Below are 18,899 nucleotides of genomic sequence, written 5' to 3'. Positions count from 1 at the left end.
TCATGAAATCGATCCTATCAATACTGGCCCTGCTGACATTGACGACAGTGTCCTGGGCGCAAACGAATCGCGATGAGTACGTCAATGCATTCCCATCGCCTTATAACGAATATGTAACGTTCAACATTTCGGCGCGCTATGGTGTCTCAATGCCGTTTGGTGGTCAGAAAGGGTATATTGACCGGACGTCGCCCACTAATTTCGCGCTGGAAGGCGAGTGGCTCTTTCCGCAACGGTTCTCGCTGGGACTGAAAACGGGTTATCAATACGCGAAGCAACGGCTGGGTCGTCAGGTTATAGGCTATACGGATGGCAACACGGGCCAGGATGTTTCGGCGGTTCAGACGCGAACCCTATCCATCATTCCGGCTATGGCATCGCTCTCGTATTACTTCGCCGATAATACCGCTGCGATCAGACCCTACGTACAGTTTGCCGGTGGTGGTGCGTTTGTCGATTACACCAATTATTTTGGTACACTGGCTGATCAGAAATCCGGCTTCAAGGGCGCTATCGCTCCGGCTATCGGCTTGAAATATTACGGTCGACGTGAGCAGGGATTTGGGGCCGAAATTCAGGCCCAGTATCAGAACGTGTTCTTCAACTACGACCAGCTGAAGAACAGCAGCCCATCCCTGATGTTGTCAGCCGGTATTACATATCGATGGTATTAGTAAGGCGGGTGGTCGGCCATCGCCGTGGAAGTCCGCTTGTGACTAAATGCAAGTAGCTTTCTTCGTAGTCGAAACATCACGCGATGCGGAAGCTCAGTTATAATGCATTTAGTTACAAGAGGGCTTATGCGGATTTCCGCGGCACCGGCCGACCGCCTGCGTTACATCAGTGTTTCGATAGCTGACGGCAAACTGCGCCCGGCAGCCCGACGTTCGGCAGCATAGTCTGCCAGCGTATGGGCGAGTTGGGCGTTCTTGCGTTCGTAAAGCCCGGTAATTTGGGTAACGTCCTTGTCCGTAAAAAACGCTTTCAGAACGAGCTGGTTCCAGGCCGATTCGTCGAAATAATCAGCCGGATATGGATTATGGAGCATGATCGCCGATTGTACGTCGGCAATGTTGTTTCGAATTCCTTCCGTCGCCTGGAACCGCCATGCCTCCGGAAACGCCAGCACCGGAAGCGCCGAGTATAAGGCAACAAGCTCGTTGAGCTCACCGGCTTTGAAGAGTCGCGAGATAGTTTTGACATAGGCAGCTTCGTCCTCAACCGGAAACTGTAACAGCCACCACACCCGCGCCAGCCGATCGACCGTCCAGCCCTCAACGGTAAAGCCGGGCCGAATCCGCGCCAGCGCAAACGCCATATCAGCCGGTACATCGACGGGTTGTTTGCCGACAAAGCGGGGCAATGCCGTGAAAACACGATAGAAATCAGCCACCTGCGGATTACGCTGAAACAAATCAGCCTGCTGCCGTAAGTAAGTAACTGCCTTGTCGGAATTGGCCTGCTGTTCGATCATGTAGAACAGCGTCTGGCTCATTTGGAGAATATTCATACCGTAACGCGGACTTCCAGTCCGCTTTTTAACGTGGGCAGACTAGAAGTCCGCGTTACTTCTTGGCCTTTGGATGTGCCAGATCATAAGTCTGTTTCAGCTGCTCCAGGCTCGTATGTGTATAAATCTGCGTAGCGGCTAAACTACTGTGCCCAAGCAAATCTTTAATGGCGTTCAGATCCGCCCCGCGATTCAATAAATGCGTCGCGAACGAATGGCGCAGCACGTGCGGGCTTTTCTTTTCGAGCGTCGTTACCAGGTTCAGGTTCCGCTTCACAATCCGCTGGATCAACATTGCATAGGCTGGCACGCCCTTGTCACTCACGATCAGGTGTATGGTGTCGGCTTGCCCGCTGAAGGTCGTCTCTTTATGCTGGCCATACTGTCGAATAAGCTCGAACAAAGGTTGCGTGAGCGGTATAATGCGGTGCTTGTTCCGCTTGCCAAGCACCGTGATCGTCTTTTCGTACAGATTAACGTCAGCCGTTTTCAAGCCCGTCAGTTCGCTCAGCCGGATTCCGGTTCCGTATAGTAGCTCAAGCACCAATTTATCGCGAACGCCTTCAAACGTATCCGGAAAATCGATGTCGTTGAGCAGCATGTCCATTGGCTTCTCCTCAACGTACATGGGTAACTTCTTATTGGTCTTCAACGCCTGCACTTTCGTCATGGGATCGATCGTGATGACCTTTCGGCGCAGTAAAAAACCGTAATAACACCGTAACGTGGCCACTTTTCGGTTCACCGACGTTTTATCCAGCTCTGCTTCGACCAGGCTCACGATCCATGAGCGAATGTGCCGATAATCTGCCTTCTCCGGCAAATCTATGTTGCATTCTGTCATCAGAAACGCGCCGAATTGCTCCATGTCGTTCGCATAGGCCGTCAGCGTGTGATGACTTAGCCGCTTTTCATAGCGGATGTACCGGAGAAATTCGTCTGAATCGCCAGTCGGCCCGGCAGGATTGGGTTGATTCATTTGAGTAGGTTGCTGCACTAAATCACGCGGGATTCTGATTCGCTTTGTCAAATCTAATCATGATTAGTAGTTAAATCATGGAAATACTGACTTCGATTGTACTGGCAACAAAAAAGCAGCAGACATTGCTGTCTGCTGCTCCTGTATTTTTGCTTGGTACATAAATCTACTGACTGCGCAATCAGCGAATCATGCCCAATTACCCATCACCCGCAAATGACTATTGCTCGGTGTGGTTGCCGTACATTCTTTCTTTGTAAGCGGCTTTGATAACCTCTGTGCGACGCTTTACCGACGGTTTCTGGAAAGCCGTCCGCGACCGCAACTGCCGTAACACACCCGTTTTCTCGAACTTCTTCTTGAAGCGTTTCAGGGCTTTGTCAATCGACTCGTTGTCTTTTACGTTAATGATAAGCATGTTTTAAATATTGTGATTTAGCTAAAACCGGACGGCAAAGGTAATAGATTTGCGACTATGAAACAAGCTATTATTGACTTAGGCACCAATACATTTCACCTGCTTATCGTCGAAAAAACGGAGGATGGCTACAACACCCTGTTCCGCGAAAGCCGTCCGGCTAAAATTGGCCAGGCGGGTATTAATCAGGGCGTTATTCTGGACGATGGTATCGGTCGGGCCTTAGTCGTGCTGGCTTACTTCCGACAAGTGCTCGATCAGTATCAGGTCGCACCGGAACAGGTCATAGCAACGGGGACGAGTGCGATTCGTGTTGCCCGCAACCAGCGCGAATTCATTGATCGCGTGAAGCAGGAAACGGGCATTCAGATTCAGGTGATTTCGGGCGAGCAGGAAGCCGAATACATTTACAAAGGGGTCCGGTCGGCGGGAGCACTGGACGAGTCGACGGCGCTGGTGATCGACATTGGCGGTGGTAGCGTCGAATTTATCCTGGGGAATCAATCGCGGATATTCTGGAAGCAAAGTTTCGAGATTGGTGGCCAGCGCCTACGCGAACGCTTCATGCCGGAAACGCCGGACCGCCAGGACCCAATTAGCCCGACCAGCGTTCGGCGGCTACACGATTATTTTCAGGAACAGTTGGTACCGCTGGCGAATGGCGTCCACCAGTATCAGCCAGCCGTGCTGGTTGGCTCATCGGGTTCGTTCGATACGCTGGTCGATATGTGGTTCATGCACGAACACGGCCACCTGCCCGACCCCGCGCAAAGTAGCTTTACCCTCCCGATTACGGAGTTTCAGCGTGCCTACGAACTCCTCACTACGCGGAATCATAGTGAACGGATGCAGATCCCCGGCATGATCGAATTACGGGTCGATATGATCGTGGTGGCCGTTTGCCTGATCGACTATGTGCTAAAAACATACGGTATTTCGCGGATTCGCACATCGACCTACTCACTGAAAGAAGGCGTATTGAGTAGCTTAGGGTAGGTCACGGCTTTTTGCCGTAGCTGACCAAACGGTTCAGTGACCTATTCCTGAATCTTAACTAATCTTTCATTCGGCAACGGCCGCCAGACCGTTGGTCCGATTCAGTTACGCGCATGAAAGCCGAAACCAATGAACGCTCGTCGTACAGTAATTTAATTTACACCGCCCTGATCATCACGGCTGTAGCTGTGGCCATGATCTTTCCGGGGCCTTTTACGGAATTCAATGGTTTTTCGTTGAAGAAACTGATTGTCCCCTTACTGCAAGTCATCATGCTGGGCATGGGCACCACCATGTCGATCAAGGATTTCGAAAGTGTCATCAAGCAACCACGGGCCGTTTTTATTGGTGTCGCGTGTCACTTTCTAATCATGCCCCTGCTCGGTTTCACGCTGGCGAATGTCTTTAAGTTTCCGCCCGAAATTGCGGCTGGTGTCGTACTGATCGGTTGCTCACCGAGCGGACTGGCCTCCAATGTAATGTGCTTTATTGCCAAAGCGAACGTTCCCTTATCGATCACGATTACGACACTGGCTACGCTGCTGGCTCCTTTTCTGATGCCTGCACTGATGAAGTTGTTTGCTGGTCAGTTCATCGAAATATCGCTGTGGGCTATGATGATTCACATTACGGAGATTGTTATCGTCCCGGTCATCGTTGGACTGATCCTGAATCGTATTTTCCACAAGTCGGCGGTGGTCATTAACCGCATTATGCCGTTGATTTCAATGGCGGGTATTGTACTCATCGTAGCGATCATCACGGCCGCCGGTCGCGATAGTTTATTGACCGTTGGCTGGACACTGGCGCTCTGCGTGCTGATCCATAACCTGACGGGCTTCACCCTGGGGTACTGGGCCGCCCGGCTGTTCGGCATGGATGAACAAAGCTGTCGTACGGTCGCCATTGAGGTTGGTCTGCAAAATGGCGGATTAGCGTCGGGGATTGCCGTGCAGATGGGCAAAGTGGCTACGGTTGGCCTTGCCCCTGCCCTGTTTGGTCCGATCATGAATACCACCGGTTCACTGTTGGCAACGTACTGGAGCCAGCACCCACCGAAAGAAATGGCACCCACTGAAACGTCGCCCCAATTGGCAAAAACGCAGGACGTCTAACAAAAAAACCTATATTAGCCCTCTTGAAACGTACCGAAACGGGTTTCTTATCCAAGCAACTATAATGAAAATCAGGCTCACCTTAACAGCCCTTCTGGTTGGGTTGTCGACACTGTTGTTTGCGCAAACGCAGTCCGTAGAAAACGAGAAATTCGCCTTGCTGAATAACGGAGCAACTGTCGGCATGATTATCAAATCCGTGATCAAGGCTGACAAGCAGCGGCTTAAACTCACTGATCAGCAGGTGCCAAAGGCTAAACAAGTCATTACCGATGCTACGGTCAAATTTAATGAGGGTGTAAAGAAGTTAAAGAAAGCGGGGCTTACGAATCAAAAACTGAGAGCACTGGCAGTCGCCGTAGAAACGGAAAAGGTACTCCAGTATAAACCCATTCTAACACCCGAACAGTACGCAATCCTGGTTGCTCAACACAAGAAAATCTATCCCGAAAGTAAAGTTTGACCACCTGGCTCCTGCTCAGCCTGTCCTTCCCACCAATTCGAAGTTGTTTATACTTGTACACGCCGGTTGTGTAGCAGCCCCGGTTGGTGAGAAACCTGTGGGTAGGCAAGCTCTAGGCACAAGTATTTACAATCTGTAGACCATTTTTCTGGTAATCAGGAGCAAAAGATCGCTCCGTTTGAAGCTGGCCAGGTGCACAACCATGAACGAACATCACCTCAGCGTCAGGCGTACGGCCCGCTATTACACGATTGGTGAATTAACCGAACGAACGAAACATATCTGGTTTTGCCTGCATGGTTTTGGGCAACTAGCTCAATATTTTGGCCGTAAGTTTACCGAGCTGGATGATGGTCAAACGCTGGTGATTGTGCCGGAGGGTTTATCCCGATCGTATCTGGATACCAGCTATCAGCGAGTTAGTGCATCGTGGATGACGCGTGAAGACAGAGAGCATGAAATCAGCGACTTTTTGGCCTACCTGAACGCCCTCTACGATCTTGTTCTGGCGAGTTGTGCACCGGAGAATCTGCCCATTACCCTGCTCGGCTTTTCGCAGGGGGCAGCCACAGCCTGCCGCTGGCTGAATAATGGCCATATTCGGGTTGACCGGTTGATTCTCTGGGCTGGTTACTTTCCAGCCGGTTTACGCGAGTTGGTAGCCCCTGACAAGCTGGCGACCGTTGACACTCATTATGTGTATGGGCGTCAGGACGAATACATTGTCCAATTGGCTGATGTCGACCTGTATTTGCAGCAGCTCAAGGCTGATGTACCCTCCCTGACCGTGACCCCATTTACGGGCGGTCATCAGGTAAAGACGGCGGTGCTGGCTGAGTTGCTGAAATCGGTGTAGCTGCTCGTAAATCCGCCGATTGCGTAGCCATGGGCCACTTGTCCCGTATTTTCCGGCTCTGTTACAGCGTCTATCTACCTTCTAATCAATTTTGGTGGTGAAGCAATCTTTTCATGAGTACTTATCGAATATCATAGTGTAAAAACGAACCATTTTCTATAAATTTCGACTTTAAGCATAAAAATGTAAACACTAAGATAATAATATAAAGTTTTAGTAACATAAAGCAATACATTTACATGACTATAGTAACCAGAAACAATGTGCGCTTACTCGGCAATCAGCAAGCTGATAAAACCGTCGTGTTTGCTCACGGATTTGGTACTGATCAGACTGCCTGGAGCGCGATTGCGCCCGCGTTCTACGACGATCACAAAGTCGTTTTGTTCGATTATGTTGGGGCAAACGAAAAAACTGCACCGTATTTTAGCCAAAAAAAATACAAGCAGTTGTACTCCTACGCTGACGATATTCTGGATATACTTGAAGAGCTGGCGCTTAAAGATGTCATCTTTGTCGGACACTCAGCCGGTGGTATGAGTGGAGCGCTGGCCGCTATTCAGGAGCCAACCTGGTTTTCAAAACTTATTCTGCTAAATTCATCGCCATGTTACGTTAACCAAGAGGGTTATGTAGGTGGATTCAGTCAGGAGACGCTCGAAGAACTTTTCTCGCAAATGGAAGGTAATTTTCATTCGTGGGTCGGCGGGTTTGCGCCCATGATCATGGCTAATCCCGACCAGCCTCAGTTTGCCTCAGCGTTCGCAAAAACCCTGTCGGCCATGCGCCCTGACGTAGCCTTATCCATTGCAAAGGTCATTTTCTATTCCGACCACAGAAACGACATCGCCCGGTTGCCGCACCCAACACTGTTGATTCAGGGCCAAAAAGATATTGCCGTCCCTGTGCATGTAAGTCACTTTATGGAAAAAACGATTCCGAATGGCGTGCTGTCTTTTATCGATACAGAAGGCCATTTACCTCATATTAGTGGTGCCGATGAAGTCATAAAAGCAATCAAACCCTTTTTGAATTAACTGTTTCCGATCCCACGTATTGTCTAAGGTGACTGTCAGAACACTGTTGGCAGACCGACTGGTGGCTACTCTTGTATGATGGACTTTAAAGTTCTTGAAAAACGTTTCCGGACTATTGAAGCCACCGAAATCGGCCCGAAACTTCTAGAAGCCTATATAGCTGAGATGCTGGCTTTTCTGGAAGCGGATGGCTGCTATATTGTACAGGAGCGTGATGAGTGGACAGCAACCATCCAGTTTTCCAGTCCACAAAAACTGGATCTGCTGTCGCTCAATCCAACCCAATTACAAGAACTGACGCAGGAAAGTCCCTTTTTCCTGATCAAAAATTTTACGCCACGCCGGGCGCTGAAGGGAATGCTTAGCGACTACCGACAGGTCGCGGGGTTCCGGCTAACGAATTACACATTCAAAGGCTGGATTCTAATAGGTTGGGAAACACTAACGGATAGTCCGGCCGACGATGTCGAAGATGCCTTGTATCGCTTTGGGGACAAGGTGCTGATCAGCAATTTATCACTTCAGCGTATCGCCCTCGAACAGCAATACCGGTTCATCTTCGGCATTGTTCCCCAGGGCATCGTACTTGTCAACGAGGAGGATGAAACAAGCTGGGTAAATCAGGCAGCCATCGAATTGCTGGATCTTGAACAGGGCGACCTGCGGCCATCACCGACCAGTTTATCGATGGGTATGCTCAAACTTCGCAACCGGGCGCTTAATCTGGATGCGATCAATCATACGGCAAACGAGTTTGTTCGTAATCCAAATTTTAGCATTAAGGAGTGGCTCTGGATTTTTACGGACCAGATTTTATCGGTGCTGACAAGGCCCATTTTTTCACCCTACTTCAAAGGTCGTATCTGGTTATTTAACGACGTAACGGAATTATACCATAAAAATCAGCAGTTGTCGGACGCCAATCGCGAAATCGAGAACCTGATCAGTGTTATTGCGCATGACCTGAAGTCGCCACTGGCAACGTTAAGCTTCATCTTCAATTTTCTGCCCATGCACGGGCCGTTGAATGAAGAACAGAACGAAAACATCGAGTATGGACAGAAAACAATCAAGCGTGGCCTTAATCTCATCGACAGTATTGTCTACTTCAACAAATTGATCTCGTCGAACCTGCCGGTGCAGATGGAAGATATCGAGATCAGGGAGCTGATCGATGTACTTGTCGAAGGATTTTCGGCGCAGGCTTATCAAAAAGGAATAACGCTACACGCTCAGCACAGCGATCAGGCCATTCTGCTCCACTCCGACCCGGAATCGCTGGTCCGAATCCTCGACAACCTGATCAGTAACGCGGTAAAATTCTCGCCCTTCGGTCGTAATGTTTACGTTCAGATTGGGTTGCGGGATAATCAGCTCACGATTTCGGTGAAAGATGAAGGACCGGGTATCTCATCGGATGACCGCACGAAGTTATTCAAGCGATTTCAGCGGCTATCGGCGCAGCCCACCAACAACGAAGGCTCATCGGGGCTCGGTCTGTCCATTGTCAAAGCCCTTTCCGATAAGTTAGGTGCAGCCATTGAAGTCGATAGCGTGCTGAATAGCGGCACAACGTTCCGGCTGGTGTTCCCTGCCGATTACGTTCGTATTGGCGAATCGCTGGTCACGAAATAGTGGTAACGTGGGTGGAAACTTGCAATTTGTTGAGATAGATCGCGGGTTTCCACCCACGTTACTATTTTGCAGGAAATTGGTACTCGTTACTATATGGTTTTCACAAGTCAATACTCGCGCGCAGTAGCTGGGTTTCTATGCCTCTTCTTACTGTCCATAAGCGTCATCGCTCAGTCTGCATCTATCGCCAAAGCCAAAGAGAAATATAACTATCTGCTTTACTTACCCAGGGATTATGCAACGAGCAAAACAGCCTATCCGGTAGTCATCTATCTTCATGGCGGGTCACAGCGGGGTACTGATCTGAACAAGCTCAAGATCTACGGTTTGCCTCATCTGGTCGAGAAGGGAACCGATTTTCCGTTTATCATTGCGTCGCCCCAGTGTCCGGACGGCAAATTCTGGTCGACCGATAATTGGTTCGATTCACTCTATGCTGACCTGGCAACAAAATACCGTATCGATCCGAAGCGTGTTTACCTGACCGGCATCAGCATGGGGGGCTACGGTGCCTGGCAGACAGCGGTGGCTTATCCGGATAAATTTGCGGCAGTCGTCCCGCTGTGTGGAGGCTGCGACGATTCAACACAAATCTGTACGATCAGGCAAGTTCCCGTCTGGACCTTTCACGGAACAGCCGACGATCTTATTCCAATCAACGAAACGGAGCGATTGGTCAATCGCCTGAAACAATGCCATGGGTCCGTAAAATTTACCCGATTGGAAAACGAAGGGCACGATATCCGGTATCTCTACGAAGACAAATCGATCTATGCCTGGCTGCTGAAGCAGCATAAGTGACGATTAGATAGCTCATCGTTGCTCAGATTTCCCGTCTGAAATCAGACGATCAAACTGGGCAACGACGAACGTTCCAACCTAGACCTTATTCGGATCGGGGTGAGTATAAGGCTGGCGATAGGGCCGCTGGAGAAGGCCGTTGGCCTCCCGATCACCAATGATCTCACGCTTCTTGGGATCATAAACGATTGGGCGACCTGTTTTCATCGACATATTAGCCAGAATGCAACTGGCCGTCGAGATATGCCCTTCCTCAATATCGGCAACCGGGCGGCTCCCCTTATCGATCGCATCCAGGAAGTTGAGCATGTGCAGGCGCGTAGCCGGAGCCGCATTCAACTCGATTTTGGGCTCGGTAGGTTCGGTTACATCCTCCGGATATTTCTCTTTTTCGTAGACAACATCCTTGTGGATTTTTTCACCTTTCCCCTCCGGAATGAAATCGTAGGCCATCGTGCTCGCCCACAGCGTTCCCTTTTCGCCGTAGAGCGTAAACGACCAGGGATAGTCCGGATTGGCGGGCGTTCCCCAGGTCCGATGCTGCCAGGAACAGGTCAGCCCATCGTACTCAAACAGCGCCGACTGCGTATCCGAAATGTTGGATTTCCCTTCCTTCTGCACATAAATCCCCCCCGTAGAACTGATCCGGTTGGGCCAGCCAAGTTTCAGCATCCAGCGCACCGTATCGAACATATGAACGCACATGTCACCTGTGATTCCGTTGCCATATTCCATAAACGCTCGCCACCAGCGTACGTGCGGCAGTCCGTCGTAAGGACGCAGGGGGGCTGGGCCGGTCCACATTTCATAATCCAGGAAATCGGGGACAGCCTGTACGGGTGGGTTGCCATTATTGCGCATGTGGTAATAACAGCACATATCGACGTGCGACACTTTTCCTAGTAAGCCCGCATCGACAATATTGGTTTTCGCATCGATCAGGTGGGGTGTACTTTTGCGCTGCGTTCCCACTTGCACGACCTTATTATACTTTCGAGCGGCAGCTACCATAGCCTCCCCTTCTATAACATCGACACTGATTGGCTTTTGCACGTACACGTTGGCACCCGCCTTCAGGGCGTCGATTGTCTGGAGCGCGTGCCAGTGGTCGGGCGTACCGATCAGCACAATATCGAATTGGTTCTCAGCCAGCATTTTCCGGTAATCACCATACAGGCGCGGAGTCTTCCCCGATTTTTGGCGCTGGCTGACGAGTTTTGCCGCGCCCGCCATCATATTTTTGTCGACGTCACAGAGCGCGATAACCTCAACGGGGGCTACCTGAATCAGACGAAACAGATCGCTTTTCCCATACCATCCCGTGCCAATCAGTCCTACACGAAGCGTTTTTGCGGGGTTGATCAGGTCCATGCCTCTGGCTCCAAATGTGCTAAGGGCAAGCGAAGCCGTGGTTCCCTGAAGAAAACGGCGCCGGTTAATATTGAAATTATGCATGCAAGTTGAGGGGTTCAGGCGGCTACAGCCGAGTTTTATGGATACTTTACTCCGGGCTTAGCACTCCTTCTTAAAGCGCGATCAAATGACGAGCCCGATATAGTTAAAAGCAAAAAAATACCGAAACTACCAGTCCATCGATAAGAATCTGATGCTTTTGACAGTCCCCACAAGCAGGCCAAAAAATAGTCCCTGCCCATACGTTATGGACAGGGACTATTGATGTCACCGGCGGTAGGTTGCCTACACGTTAGCGATTTTCTTTATTTAAGAGTTGTTTCGTTGACGTATGGCCGTCGGACACATAGCGTTTGGGCGCTGCCATCGATAGTAAAGCCTCTTCGATTCGATCAACAGCGTGTTCGATACCCCATCGTTCGCGCACTACATGCCGCCCATTCGCTGATAGTGTTTGAAACAGGACCGGATCTTCTAGTATCCGTTGGACGGCATTTGCGATATCGACAGGATTGCGTCCCGTAAGCAACCCATTGTAGCCATCCCGCACCGTTTCCCGAACACCGCCCTCACCCACGGCAACGACGGGAAGTCCACACGCATTGGCTTCCAGCGGAGCGAAACCAAAGGGTTCCAGTGCCGATGTATACAATAGACACGATGCTGTATTCAGTAACTCAATCAATTCCTGATGGGGCACATACTGCCTTGGCTCAAACGCAACGTTAAGCTGGCTGCTCAGCGTCATCAGCGTTGCCATGTATTCTTTATTGCCAATGTTGCCAACCCAAACCAGTCGGGGTCGGATCGATTCCGGAATCTGAGCCAGCGCTTTGATGGCCAGATCAGGTTGTTTCGGCTGATGAAAGGAGCCTAGCCCCATCACGAACGGTTCACGGGGCAGATCGAGGAAAGGAAAAAGGTCGAGATCGACACCCAGGTAACACACCTCGCCCCCTCCGCCGTAGGCCCGCAATAGGCTCTCATTGCTGAAATACGAATTGACCAGTACTTTGTCGTAGCTACGGTAATTTGTAAATTCTTCGCGGACTAGTACCCGTGCCCGGTGAGTCGTTACCATATCCTGCCAGACACGCTCATAGTAAGACAACGAAGCCCAATTTTCGGACCAGGCTGCCAAACCTCGCCAGAGCAGGTTTGGATAAGCCTCATAAAGCGACCGGTTTGGTTCCTGCAAGTACAGTAATTTGGGAATCTTGTTGATGAACCGGCCGATAAACGGCATGTTAAAATAATGGCAGGAATTGGCAAATAAAACATCGAAATCACCTTCCCCAATCTGTTGAGCGCATTCTTTACAAAAAGCCAGCATTCTGTTGATACGGGTGCTGTTCTGGAATGCAACTGAACGAACGTCGTCAATCCGATCGATACGAACTCGGGTGGCAATTTTTAGGGGAACAATGTGTGTTTTGGCAACGTACTGATCGACGTCCAGAAAACGGCTGTCGGCTAATGATGATGTCCAGACCTCAATATAATGACCACGCTCAGCTAGTCCTTTAATGTGTTGATGCAAAGCCCGGCTTGCCCCTCCACTGGGCAAGTTATGCCATACTGCGATTCTCATCCGCATTTGGTTAATGGTATGAATAGACTAAGTCAGTAGCACTGACAATTGTATTTTCAGTAAGACTCAATAGTAGTTGTTATACAGTATATCGACACATTAAAGACGTATACGTTGACTAATGGCGGTTTAAACTATTACGGTGAATCAATTATTCAAAATTGACTTTAGAAATAATCGTCTATATTTCGCGAACGGTATTTTCGAACGCGTCGACCTGTCGTTCAGCAAAATTATTGACTCATTTCTCTCTGTTCTTGCTCGACAAGCTTGCAACCAATTTACAAAAAATAACCATTTAATTTATCAATTACTCACTCAAAAAGAATACCAAACCTATTTAGCTGTATCAGATTTTTTATTTTGTTAAAATATTGGAATTAATATACCTTATTTGGTATACTAAGATATAAGTTTCACAAATTAAGAGAACTTGTTTTTACTTGATTCGTGATGAGCCAAGTTTATTGACTTATGGATTGTGTCCTTCATAGTTGTGTTACTGCCAGTAATCTATTTTAAACAAATCCTTGCTGACTACGTAGTGACTAAACCGTTGCCTGCTTCTACATGTTTATCATGTAACAACATGCACCTGATTTTCGCGTAACGGTTTGACATGTACCCCTTAACCACTATTCTTTTCAGTTACTGTATCTACTTTTATCGCCCAACTTTCCTTGTCATTCATACCTAAATTCAGTCCCGTAAACCAATAATATTGGTTAGTCCGTAACGCGCTCATCGTTGGCTTATCAAGTTAGAAAGGCCGCTTTTCATTCGTATGAAAACTTACGTGTATTCGACGATAATTGTGGTCGTCATCAGTGCTATACCACTGCGCGTCATCAGTCCGGGAGGTGCGACCAATAATCTTCTTCAATAAGATTGTTTCCGGTAAAAAAGCCTGCAAAAGAACGCATTCATGTAAACTGTGCGCGGCTGTATTTCAGTCTGTCAGTCAACGAACAATTGGTTGTCCTATCGCCCAAACCAAAGGCACTATTTTCGCCGACTGGGTTAGTCGTTCCGTTTCTTAAGTGTTAATACAACTTTTCCGTTCTCGATGAGTCGGGTACTCAATACAACCTGTGCGGGTATAGCCACCAGCAGCATAGGCTGGGATGTAAACGATTGGGGCGTTTTGGTCAGGGTCGTATCGGCTATACGGATGTAGCGAACGGTCATGACAGAGTCCTGCACAAACACGCGGCTAATCGATAATTTAGGCGGCTTATTTGTGGCGGGGAGCGTAATACCAACAACCATTTCTTTGTTGAAATTCGGCATATCGGGCCGTCTGCTCATTGTCGTGGCTGGCTTGAAAACATCAGCGAATGTATCGGCCTGTTCAAACACAAACAACGTCGGTTTTCCTTTATTGACAGGAGCCTCACTGCTTAGAAAGTAGCCATTCAGGACCCGGTATTTCAGGGTGACCTGAGCGAGCGTAACCAGACTTATGAGCAAGCAGGCAGCAGCAACAAATGGGGTACATAAACGGCGCTGGAAAAAAGCAAAAAACGACATACTACGGGGAACAGGACTACAGCAATACAGTGCTAACGTCCGGCGGTGGACCGTCAGTATGCTGTTGACCGGCAAAAAATTGATTATTTCGGTAGTTGTACGCCCGAATCAGCTGGATTCTCGATCGTTATTCCGGCTACGTTGAAGCATGAATTTTCGGTATCGCTCTTACATTCAAACAGATCGAACGCTTCAATACCCTTGTCCAGCCGCTCAAAGTACAGAATAAAGGACAGCTTTTCGTCATTCTTGATTTCCGTCGTCTGCGGTGACATAGGAATGCCTTCGGTCTTCAGCAGGGCAAACGTCCGTTTGCCATCCGACGAAGCCAGAACCGCCTTTGGATTAAATGAGATACTACTTGTGCCGGCGTAATTAAAGTAGCGATCACTTTTGTCTTTACCATATGTGAGGTAAACGACCGTATAGGTGGCCGTCAGCCGAATGTCGGTTACGCGAATATCGGGGTCCTGAGAATGGCCAAGCCCACCGTGCGGGTCTGGTAGAATCCGCGACTGAAGGGCATGCGTTGGCTGATTAGGCAAGTAATATTCAGCGCCGTCAGCCGGGGCATTCACCTTCGGCAGCCGGTTCGACGCACAGGCCGAAGCAAGCAGAAAAACAACGACGAGGGCTTTCATGAAGTTAAATTACATCCTTTCGGCTGAATAACCAAGAAGTTAAATCGTCTGTTTTTCAGACACTCCCGTGGTCATCGCAGTCCAAATCTGATCATAAACGTCAACTGCCGATAAGGCGTTACCTACGTTACGACTACTCACGAATACCGGATGATGCTCCCGCGCCGTATCAATGCGTCCGTGCGATCCTTTGACAAGCGTCGCGTCGAGCGAAATGACGTTCATGAGGTAGCGGAAACCCAGCAACTTACGCCCTAACTTATACCCCGCCTTGAGTTTAATGAGCGGATTCGTCTGGTCCATAAACATTTCGACGGGGTCATAGCCGGGCTTCTGGTGAATGGCCACTAACCGGGCATAATCCGGGGCACGGGCATCATCGAGCCAGTAATAATAGGTGAACCAGCTATCGGCATCAGCCACGACGACAAGGTCGCCGGAGCGTTCGTGATCAATGTGGTAGTCTTTCTGTTGTTCTTTATCCAATACCAGTTCAATCCCCGGCGTCTGTTCGAGCAGTGATCGTACGTCATCAAAAACCGTGGGGTCGTTGATGTACACGTGAGCAATCTGGTGATCGGGTGTGGCAAAGGCGGGTGATGCGCCCCCATCGAACATTTCCAGACCGCGCTCTTCCCGATAGCGAATCATACCGGCTTCCCGCAGAATCCGGTTGATGTGAATTGGCTTGCTGACGTTGGTTATCCCATATTCCGACAACACGATGACCTCGGCATTCTGCTGCTCATAATACTGAATCAGATCGCGGCAGACGTCGTCGATCTCGCGAAGGTCAGTACCGATTTTTGCGAAATCCTGGCCGAATTTCTGCAAACAATAATCCAGATGGGGCAGGTAAATTAGCGTGAGGGTCGGGTCATGCCATTTATCGACCAGCATCGATGCGTCGGCAATCCAACGGCTACTTTTTATGGTCGTTGCGGGTCCCCAGAACTGAAAGAGCGGAAACGTGCCAAGTTCCTTCTGAAGCCTGTCGCGCAGATCGCCAGGCTGGGTGTAGCAATCGGGAAGTTTCATCCCGTCGGATGGGTACTGTGGGCGGGGCGTTGCTGAATAGTCGGCGGATGAGTACATGTTGTACCACCAGAACATTTTCGAAACGGTGAACGAAGGATCAAGCTTTTTGGCCCGTTCCCAAATTTTTTCGCCCGCGACGAGTTTATTCGACTGTTTCCAGAATTTCACTTCCGAATCGGTCCGGTCGTACCAACCATTGCCGACAATACCAGTTTCACTCGGCCATTTACCCGTTACATACGTAGACTGCACCGATGTTGTCAGGGCCGGAAGCATAGGATCGATGGTGGCCTGATGCTTGCTGGCAAACCACTGTTTCAAAAAGGGCGTGTGGTCGCCAATCAGCGAGTAAGACAACCCCACAACATCGAGTACTACCGTCTTTTTCATGTATTCGACTCTATTCCGTTTGTTATCACCCAGTTCATTTCGCGCTCAATCGAATCGACCAGTGGTGCTTTCAGTTCATCCGGCAACACACCCCAGGTGTAGGTTTCTACCTCCAGCTGATTCGTAAATCGCCGTTCGGCCTGAAGACGAAGCACCTCTACTATATCGTCCTGTGTCGATTGCAACACCCCATAATCCGCCACAAAAAGCGGAACATGGAAATGTGCCCGCCACTCCGCATGGTCTTCGTTGAACGCAGCCAGTGCCTGCGGCAAATCCGGGAATCGGCGTAGTTCGTTTGCCTGTGTTCGCGCCACAACCTGGTGCAGATACGTTGGCTCATTAAACTGGTCAAACGCCATTTTGACGACCTCCCGATCCGCAGTTTCTACAGGGAATTCAGCTTTTAAAGCCGCACTGATCTGAATTTTACCAACGCGAAGACCAAATTCCTTTAGTTTGTCCAGCACGGCAGCCGGACGCTCGTAGCCAACGGCAAAATGACAGACATCGTAACACAACCGCACGTGTTCGCATATTCGGGCCTCGGCTTCTTCGTCGGTCAAACCGAATTGCGACGTCAGCTGCTCGATACCCATTGGCAACAGGTAATCGGTATACCAGGTGATGAACTCGTCGGCGGTTTCAATTACGCCATCGGGTTCTGGTTCCAGATCAAGGTGCATCAATCGATCCGTTTGCTGCCGCAGCCGAATCAGGTCCGCAACGACTTCGAGCACATTCTGAGTCGTCTGCGAAAGAATATAGTCGCGGGCTGCGGGTTGCTCCCACTCGAACCAGCGACGATACGATAGGGGCGACGTAGAAACACCGCCCTGAATGGCGTTGCCCAGTTCATCGACCGGCAGCAGCACAGACAAGATCCGGAACAATCGCTTGGTGTATTCGACCCGCGCTTCGGTCGTCCAGTCGGGTGCGTGAACCTGATCTTTAACAACTGTGTCGTGAAAGCCTCCGAACGGAAAACCATTCATCGTGAATACGTAGCAATCGTTAGCCGCCAGCCAATGCTGAAAGACTACCAGATTTTCGGGTATTTCCAGTTCTTCACTGGCCACGTCCGACAGCCGCAGGCCAATGCCAAACGGCGCACCGGGCGACAGCCGCTGTTTCAGTTCAGGAATCGCCTGCTGAAGCGCGGCAAAATGATCGGTCCACGTTTCACCCGCATGGATGTTTGTGCAGTAACCGAGGTGTCCCAGTGGTGTCCTCATACCAGTTGAGCCGATTGCTCCTGTTCTTTTAAGGTGGCAATCGACTGGCGCACTTTGTCAGTATCGATTTCGTGAACCTCTACGCCTTTGCCAATCCCTTCCAGCAACATGATGGTCAGCTGACCACCGAGATGTTCCCGGAATTCGGCCAGCCCTTTCACGATACCGGCGCTTTTGTCGGCGTCGAGCATGGCTTGATAGAGGGAAAAGCCCAGCGTGCGCAACGTCTTCAGTATCCGGTCGGTGTCAACGCCCGTGAGCCAACCGAGCTGCTGCGAGTACAGACTGTCCAGGGCAATACCGATGGCTACCGCTTCGCCATGCCGCAGTTCAAAATTGGTGAGTTGTTCCAGTTTGTGAGCGCTCCAATGGCCAAAATCAAGCGGTCGAGATGAACCCATTTCGAACGGATCGCCCCCCGCAATGTGGTCAAGGTGCATTTGCGCACAGCGGTGAATAAGGTACGCCATCGTCGCCATGTCGCGGGCAGCGAGGGCTTCGGCGTTGGCTTCGATCCACTCGAAAAACCGGGCGTCTTTGATGAGCGCTACTTTAACGGCTTCGGAGATCCCCGCCCGCCAGTCGCGATCGTCGAGGGTCAGCAGAAAATCACTGTCGTTGAAAACCGCTACGGGCGGAGCAAACGTGCCAAGAAAATTTTTCTTACCCCGGTAGTTGACGCTGTTCTTTACACCGATTCCGGAATCATTCTGCGACAGCACCGTTGTTGGAATCCGGATGTGGCGAATGCCCCGGTGTGATATGGCAGCCGCATAACCGACCATATCGAGTATGGATCCACCCCCGATAGCCACTACATACGAGTGCCGGTCGATGCCATAGCGATCGACCGCATCGACAATCTGTTCGACAAAAGCCGGGTTGTTCTTGGCCACCTCACCGCCCGGAATCACGAGAAGGTCCGGCACCAGTTCAACAACATCCGTATGCTGAGCAAAATAGGTGTTGATGGTCGTTAACAGATCAGGGTGCGTTTCCGTAACACCGGAGTCGATCACGACCAGTATTTTTTTTCGGGTTTCGCTGGCCTGTTGGACAAAAAAATCGGCAAGGAGCGGATTAGCTGTATCGAAAAGTTTTTCAGTAAAGAAAACGTTGTACGCAAATCGAACCGTGAAAGACTGCTGCAAATGGCTCATCTCCATATAAATTCACCCTGGCTGTAAAATTTCAAAATTACCGAATAAACAATAGTATTGCCCAAAAAAGTGCATTACAGTATCTTCATTT

18 protein-coding genes are annotated in these 18,899 nt (G+C 49.9%); 8 read left to right on the top strand and 10 right to left on the bottom strand.

Annotation, left to right across the window (positions count from 1 at the left end):
- Positions 1 to 2 precede the first annotated feature (2 nt).
- The gene (locus tag GK091_RS03770) at positions 3 to 674 is read left to right on the top strand and encodes a porin family protein (RefSeq protein ID WP_164035277.1); all 672 of its coding nucleotides are present in this window, start codon (positions 3 to 5) and stop codon (positions 672 to 674) included.
- Positions 675 to 835: 161 nt separating this feature from the next.
- Here the strand turns inward: GK091_RS03770 and GK091_RS03765 are convergent, their stop codons facing one another.
- The 3 genes from GK091_RS03765 to rpsU all read right to left on the bottom strand — a co-directional run bounded on the left by GK091_RS03765 (position 836) and on the right by rpsU (position 2,907).
- On the bottom strand, positions 836 to 1,510 hold the full coding sequence (locus GK091_RS03765; protein WP_164035276.1) for an EboA domain-containing protein: 675 nt from the start codon (positions 1,508 to 1,510) through the stop codon (positions 836 to 838).
- A gap of 55 nt (positions 1,511 to 1,565) precedes the next feature.
- A complete protein-coding gene (locus tag GK091_RS03760) occupies positions 1,566 to 2,489 on the bottom strand; it encodes a tyrosine-type recombinase/integrase (RefSeq protein ID WP_164035275.1) in 924 nt (307 codons plus the stop codon).
- A gap of 220 nt (positions 2,490 to 2,709) precedes the next feature.
- Positions 2,710 to 2,907: a 30S ribosomal protein S21 gene (rpsU, locus tag GK091_RS03755; RefSeq protein WP_018622005.1), complete on the bottom strand. Its 198-nt coding sequence runs from the start codon at positions 2,905 to 2,907 to the stop codon at positions 2,710 to 2,712.
- Positions 2,908 to 2,964: 57 nt separating this feature from the next.
- On the opposite strand from rpsU, the gene GK091_RS03750 reads away from it, so the two are divergent.
- The 7 genes from GK091_RS03750 (at position 2,965) to GK091_RS03720 (ending at position 9,810) form a co-directional block, all read left to right on the top strand.
- A complete protein-coding gene (locus GK091_RS03750) occupies positions 2,965 to 3,903 on the top strand; it encodes a Ppx/GppA phosphatase family protein (RefSeq protein WP_164035274.1) in 939 nt (312 codons plus the stop codon).
- Between the two features lie 113 nt (positions 3,904 to 4,016).
- Positions 4,017 to 5,018: a bile acid:sodium symporter family protein gene (locus GK091_RS03745; RefSeq protein ID WP_164035273.1), complete on the top strand. Its 1,002-nt coding sequence runs from the start codon at positions 4,017 to 4,019 to the stop codon at positions 5,016 to 5,018.
- Positions 5,019 to 5,082: 64 nt separating this feature from the next.
- The gene (locus GK091_RS03740) at positions 5,083 to 5,481 is read left to right on the top strand and encodes a hypothetical protein (RefSeq protein WP_164035272.1); all 399 of its coding nucleotides are present in this window, start codon (positions 5,083 to 5,085) and stop codon (positions 5,479 to 5,481) included.
- 202 nt (positions 5,482 to 5,683) lie between these two features.
- The gene (locus tag GK091_RS03735; RefSeq protein ID WP_164035271.1) at positions 5,684 to 6,337 is read left to right on the top strand and encodes an alpha/beta hydrolase; all 654 of its coding nucleotides are present in this window, start codon (positions 5,684 to 5,686) and stop codon (positions 6,335 to 6,337) included.
- 239 nt (positions 6,338 to 6,576) lie between these two features.
- A complete protein-coding gene (locus GK091_RS03730; protein ID WP_164035270.1) occupies positions 6,577 to 7,374 on the top strand; it encodes an alpha/beta fold hydrolase in 798 nt (265 codons plus the stop codon).
- Positions 7,375 to 7,449: 75 nt separating this feature from the next.
- A complete protein-coding gene (locus tag GK091_RS03725) occupies positions 7,450 to 9,009 on the top strand; it encodes a sensor histidine kinase (RefSeq protein ID WP_164035269.1) in 1,560 nt (519 codons plus the stop codon).
- 93 nt (positions 9,010 to 9,102) lie between these two features.
- Complete coding sequence (locus tag GK091_RS03720; RefSeq protein ID WP_164035268.1) at positions 9,103 to 9,810, top strand: carboxylesterase family protein; 708 nt, start codon at positions 9,103 to 9,105, stop codon at positions 9,808 to 9,810.
- 78 nt (positions 9,811 to 9,888) lie between these two features.
- On the opposite strand, the gene GK091_RS03715 is transcribed toward GK091_RS03720, so the two are convergent.
- The 7 genes from GK091_RS03715 to GK091_RS03685 all read right to left on the bottom strand — a co-directional run bounded on the left by GK091_RS03715 (position 9,889) and on the right by GK091_RS03685 (position 18,808).
- Positions 9,889 to 11,265: a Gfo/Idh/MocA family protein gene (locus GK091_RS03715; RefSeq protein ID WP_164035267.1), complete on the bottom strand. Its 1,377-nt coding sequence runs from the start codon at positions 11,263 to 11,265 to the stop codon at positions 9,889 to 9,891.
- A 250-nt stretch (positions 11,266 to 11,515) separates the two neighbouring features.
- Positions 11,516 to 12,814, bottom strand: a complete 1,299-nt coding sequence (locus GK091_RS03710) for a glycosyltransferase family 4 protein (RefSeq protein WP_164035266.1) — start codon at positions 12,812 to 12,814, stop codon at positions 11,516 to 11,518.
- 1,020 nt (positions 12,815 to 13,834) lie between these two features.
- On the bottom strand, positions 13,835 to 14,344 hold the full coding sequence (locus GK091_RS03705) for a hypothetical protein (protein ID WP_164035265.1): 510 nt from the start codon (positions 14,342 to 14,344) through the stop codon (positions 13,835 to 13,837).
- 83 nt (positions 14,345 to 14,427) lie between these two features.
- Positions 14,428 to 14,985, bottom strand: a complete 558-nt coding sequence (locus GK091_RS03700) for a hypothetical protein (RefSeq protein WP_164035264.1) — start codon at positions 14,983 to 14,985, stop codon at positions 14,428 to 14,430.
- A 39-nt stretch (positions 14,986 to 15,024) separates the two neighbouring features.
- Complete coding sequence (locus GK091_RS03695; protein ID WP_164035263.1) at positions 15,025 to 16,413, bottom strand: alkaline phosphatase family protein; 1,389 nt, start codon at positions 16,411 to 16,413, stop codon at positions 15,025 to 15,027.
- Complete coding sequence (gene eboE / locus GK091_RS03690; protein WP_164035262.1) at positions 16,410 to 17,648, bottom strand: metabolite traffic protein EboE; 1,239 nt, start codon at positions 17,646 to 17,648, stop codon at positions 16,410 to 16,412. The genes GK091_RS03695 and eboE overlap by 4 nt, the downstream gene beginning before the upstream one ends.
- Positions 17,645 to 18,808 carry a 3-dehydroquinate synthase gene (locus GK091_RS03685; RefSeq protein ID WP_164035261.1) on the bottom strand — a complete coding sequence of 388 codons (1,164 nt, stop codon included), beginning with the start codon at positions 18,806 to 18,808 and terminating at the stop codon, positions 17,645 to 17,647. The genes eboE and GK091_RS03685 overlap by 4 nt, the downstream gene beginning before the upstream one ends.
- Between the last annotated feature and the right edge of the window lie 91 nt (positions 18,809 to 18,899).

It is taken from the genome of Spirosoma agri (assembly GCF_010747415.1).
Lineage (GTDB): Bacteria > Bacteroidota > Bacteroidia > Cytophagales > Spirosomataceae > Spirosoma > Spirosoma agri.
Note: the sequence above shows the minus strand (reverse complement) of the source record. Positions and strands in the feature narration are given on the sequence as shown.

Excerpts from the sequence above, each read along its gene's own strand:
- GK091_RS03685 (WP_164035261.1), bottom strand. The coding sequence starts at position 18,808 with ATGAGCCATTTGCAGCAGTCTTTCACGGTTCGATTTGCGTACAACGTT.
- eboE (WP_164035262.1), bottom strand. The coding sequence starts at position 17,648 with ATGAGGACACCACTGGGACACCTCGGTTACTGCACAAACATCCATGCG.
- GK091_RS03765 (WP_164035276.1), bottom strand. The coding sequence starts at position 1,510 with ATGAATATTCTCCAAATGAGCCAGACGCTGTTCTACATGATCGAACAG.
- rpsU (WP_018622005.1), bottom strand. The coding sequence starts at position 2,907 with ATGCTTATCATTAACGTAAAAGACAACGAGTCGATTGACAAAGCCCTG.
- GK091_RS03735 (WP_164035271.1), top strand. The coding sequence starts at position 5,684 with ATGAACGAACATCACCTCAGCGTCAGGCGTACGGCCCGCTATTACACG.
- GK091_RS03695 (WP_164035263.1), bottom strand. The coding sequence starts at position 16,413 with ATGAAAAAGACGGTAGTACTCGATGTTGTGGGGTTGTCTTACTCGCTG.
- GK091_RS03705 (WP_164035265.1), bottom strand. The coding sequence starts at position 14,344 with ATGTCGTTTTTTGCTTTTTTCCAGCGCCGTTTATGTACCCCATTTGTT.
- GK091_RS03725 (WP_164035269.1), top strand. The coding sequence starts at position 7,450 with ATGATGGACTTTAAAGTTCTTGAAAAACGTTTCCGGACTATTGAAGCC.
- GK091_RS03710 (WP_164035266.1), bottom strand. The coding sequence starts at position 12,814 with ATGAGAATCGCAGTATGGCATAACTTGCCCAGTGGAGGGGCAAGCCGG.
- GK091_RS03750 (WP_164035274.1), top strand. The coding sequence starts at position 2,965 with ATGAAACAAGCTATTATTGACTTAGGCACCAATACATTTCACCTGCTT.
- GK091_RS03770 (WP_164035277.1), top strand. The coding sequence starts at position 3 with ATGAAATCGATCCTATCAATACTGGCCCTGCTGACATTGACGACAGTG.
- GK091_RS03760 (WP_164035275.1), bottom strand. The coding sequence starts at position 2,489 with ATGAATCAACCCAATCCTGCCGGGCCGACTGGCGATTCAGACGAATTT.
- GK091_RS03720 (WP_164035268.1), top strand. The coding sequence starts at position 9,103 with ATGGTTTTCACAAGTCAATACTCGCGCGCAGTAGCTGGGTTTCTATGC.
- GK091_RS03700 (WP_164035264.1), bottom strand. The coding sequence starts at position 14,985 with ATGAAAGCCCTCGTCGTTGTTTTTCTGCTTGCTTCGGCCTGTGCGTCG.
- GK091_RS03730 (WP_164035270.1), top strand. The coding sequence starts at position 6,577 with ATGACTATAGTAACCAGAAACAATGTGCGCTTACTCGGCAATCAGCAA.
- GK091_RS03740 (WP_164035272.1), top strand. The coding sequence starts at position 5,083 with ATGAAAATCAGGCTCACCTTAACAGCCCTTCTGGTTGGGTTGTCGACA.
- GK091_RS03715 (WP_164035267.1), bottom strand. The coding sequence starts at position 11,265 with ATGCATAATTTCAATATTAACCGGCGCCGTTTTCTTCAGGGAACCACG.
- GK091_RS03745 (WP_164035273.1), top strand. The coding sequence starts at position 4,017 with ATGAAAGCCGAAACCAATGAACGCTCGTCGTACAGTAATTTAATTTAC.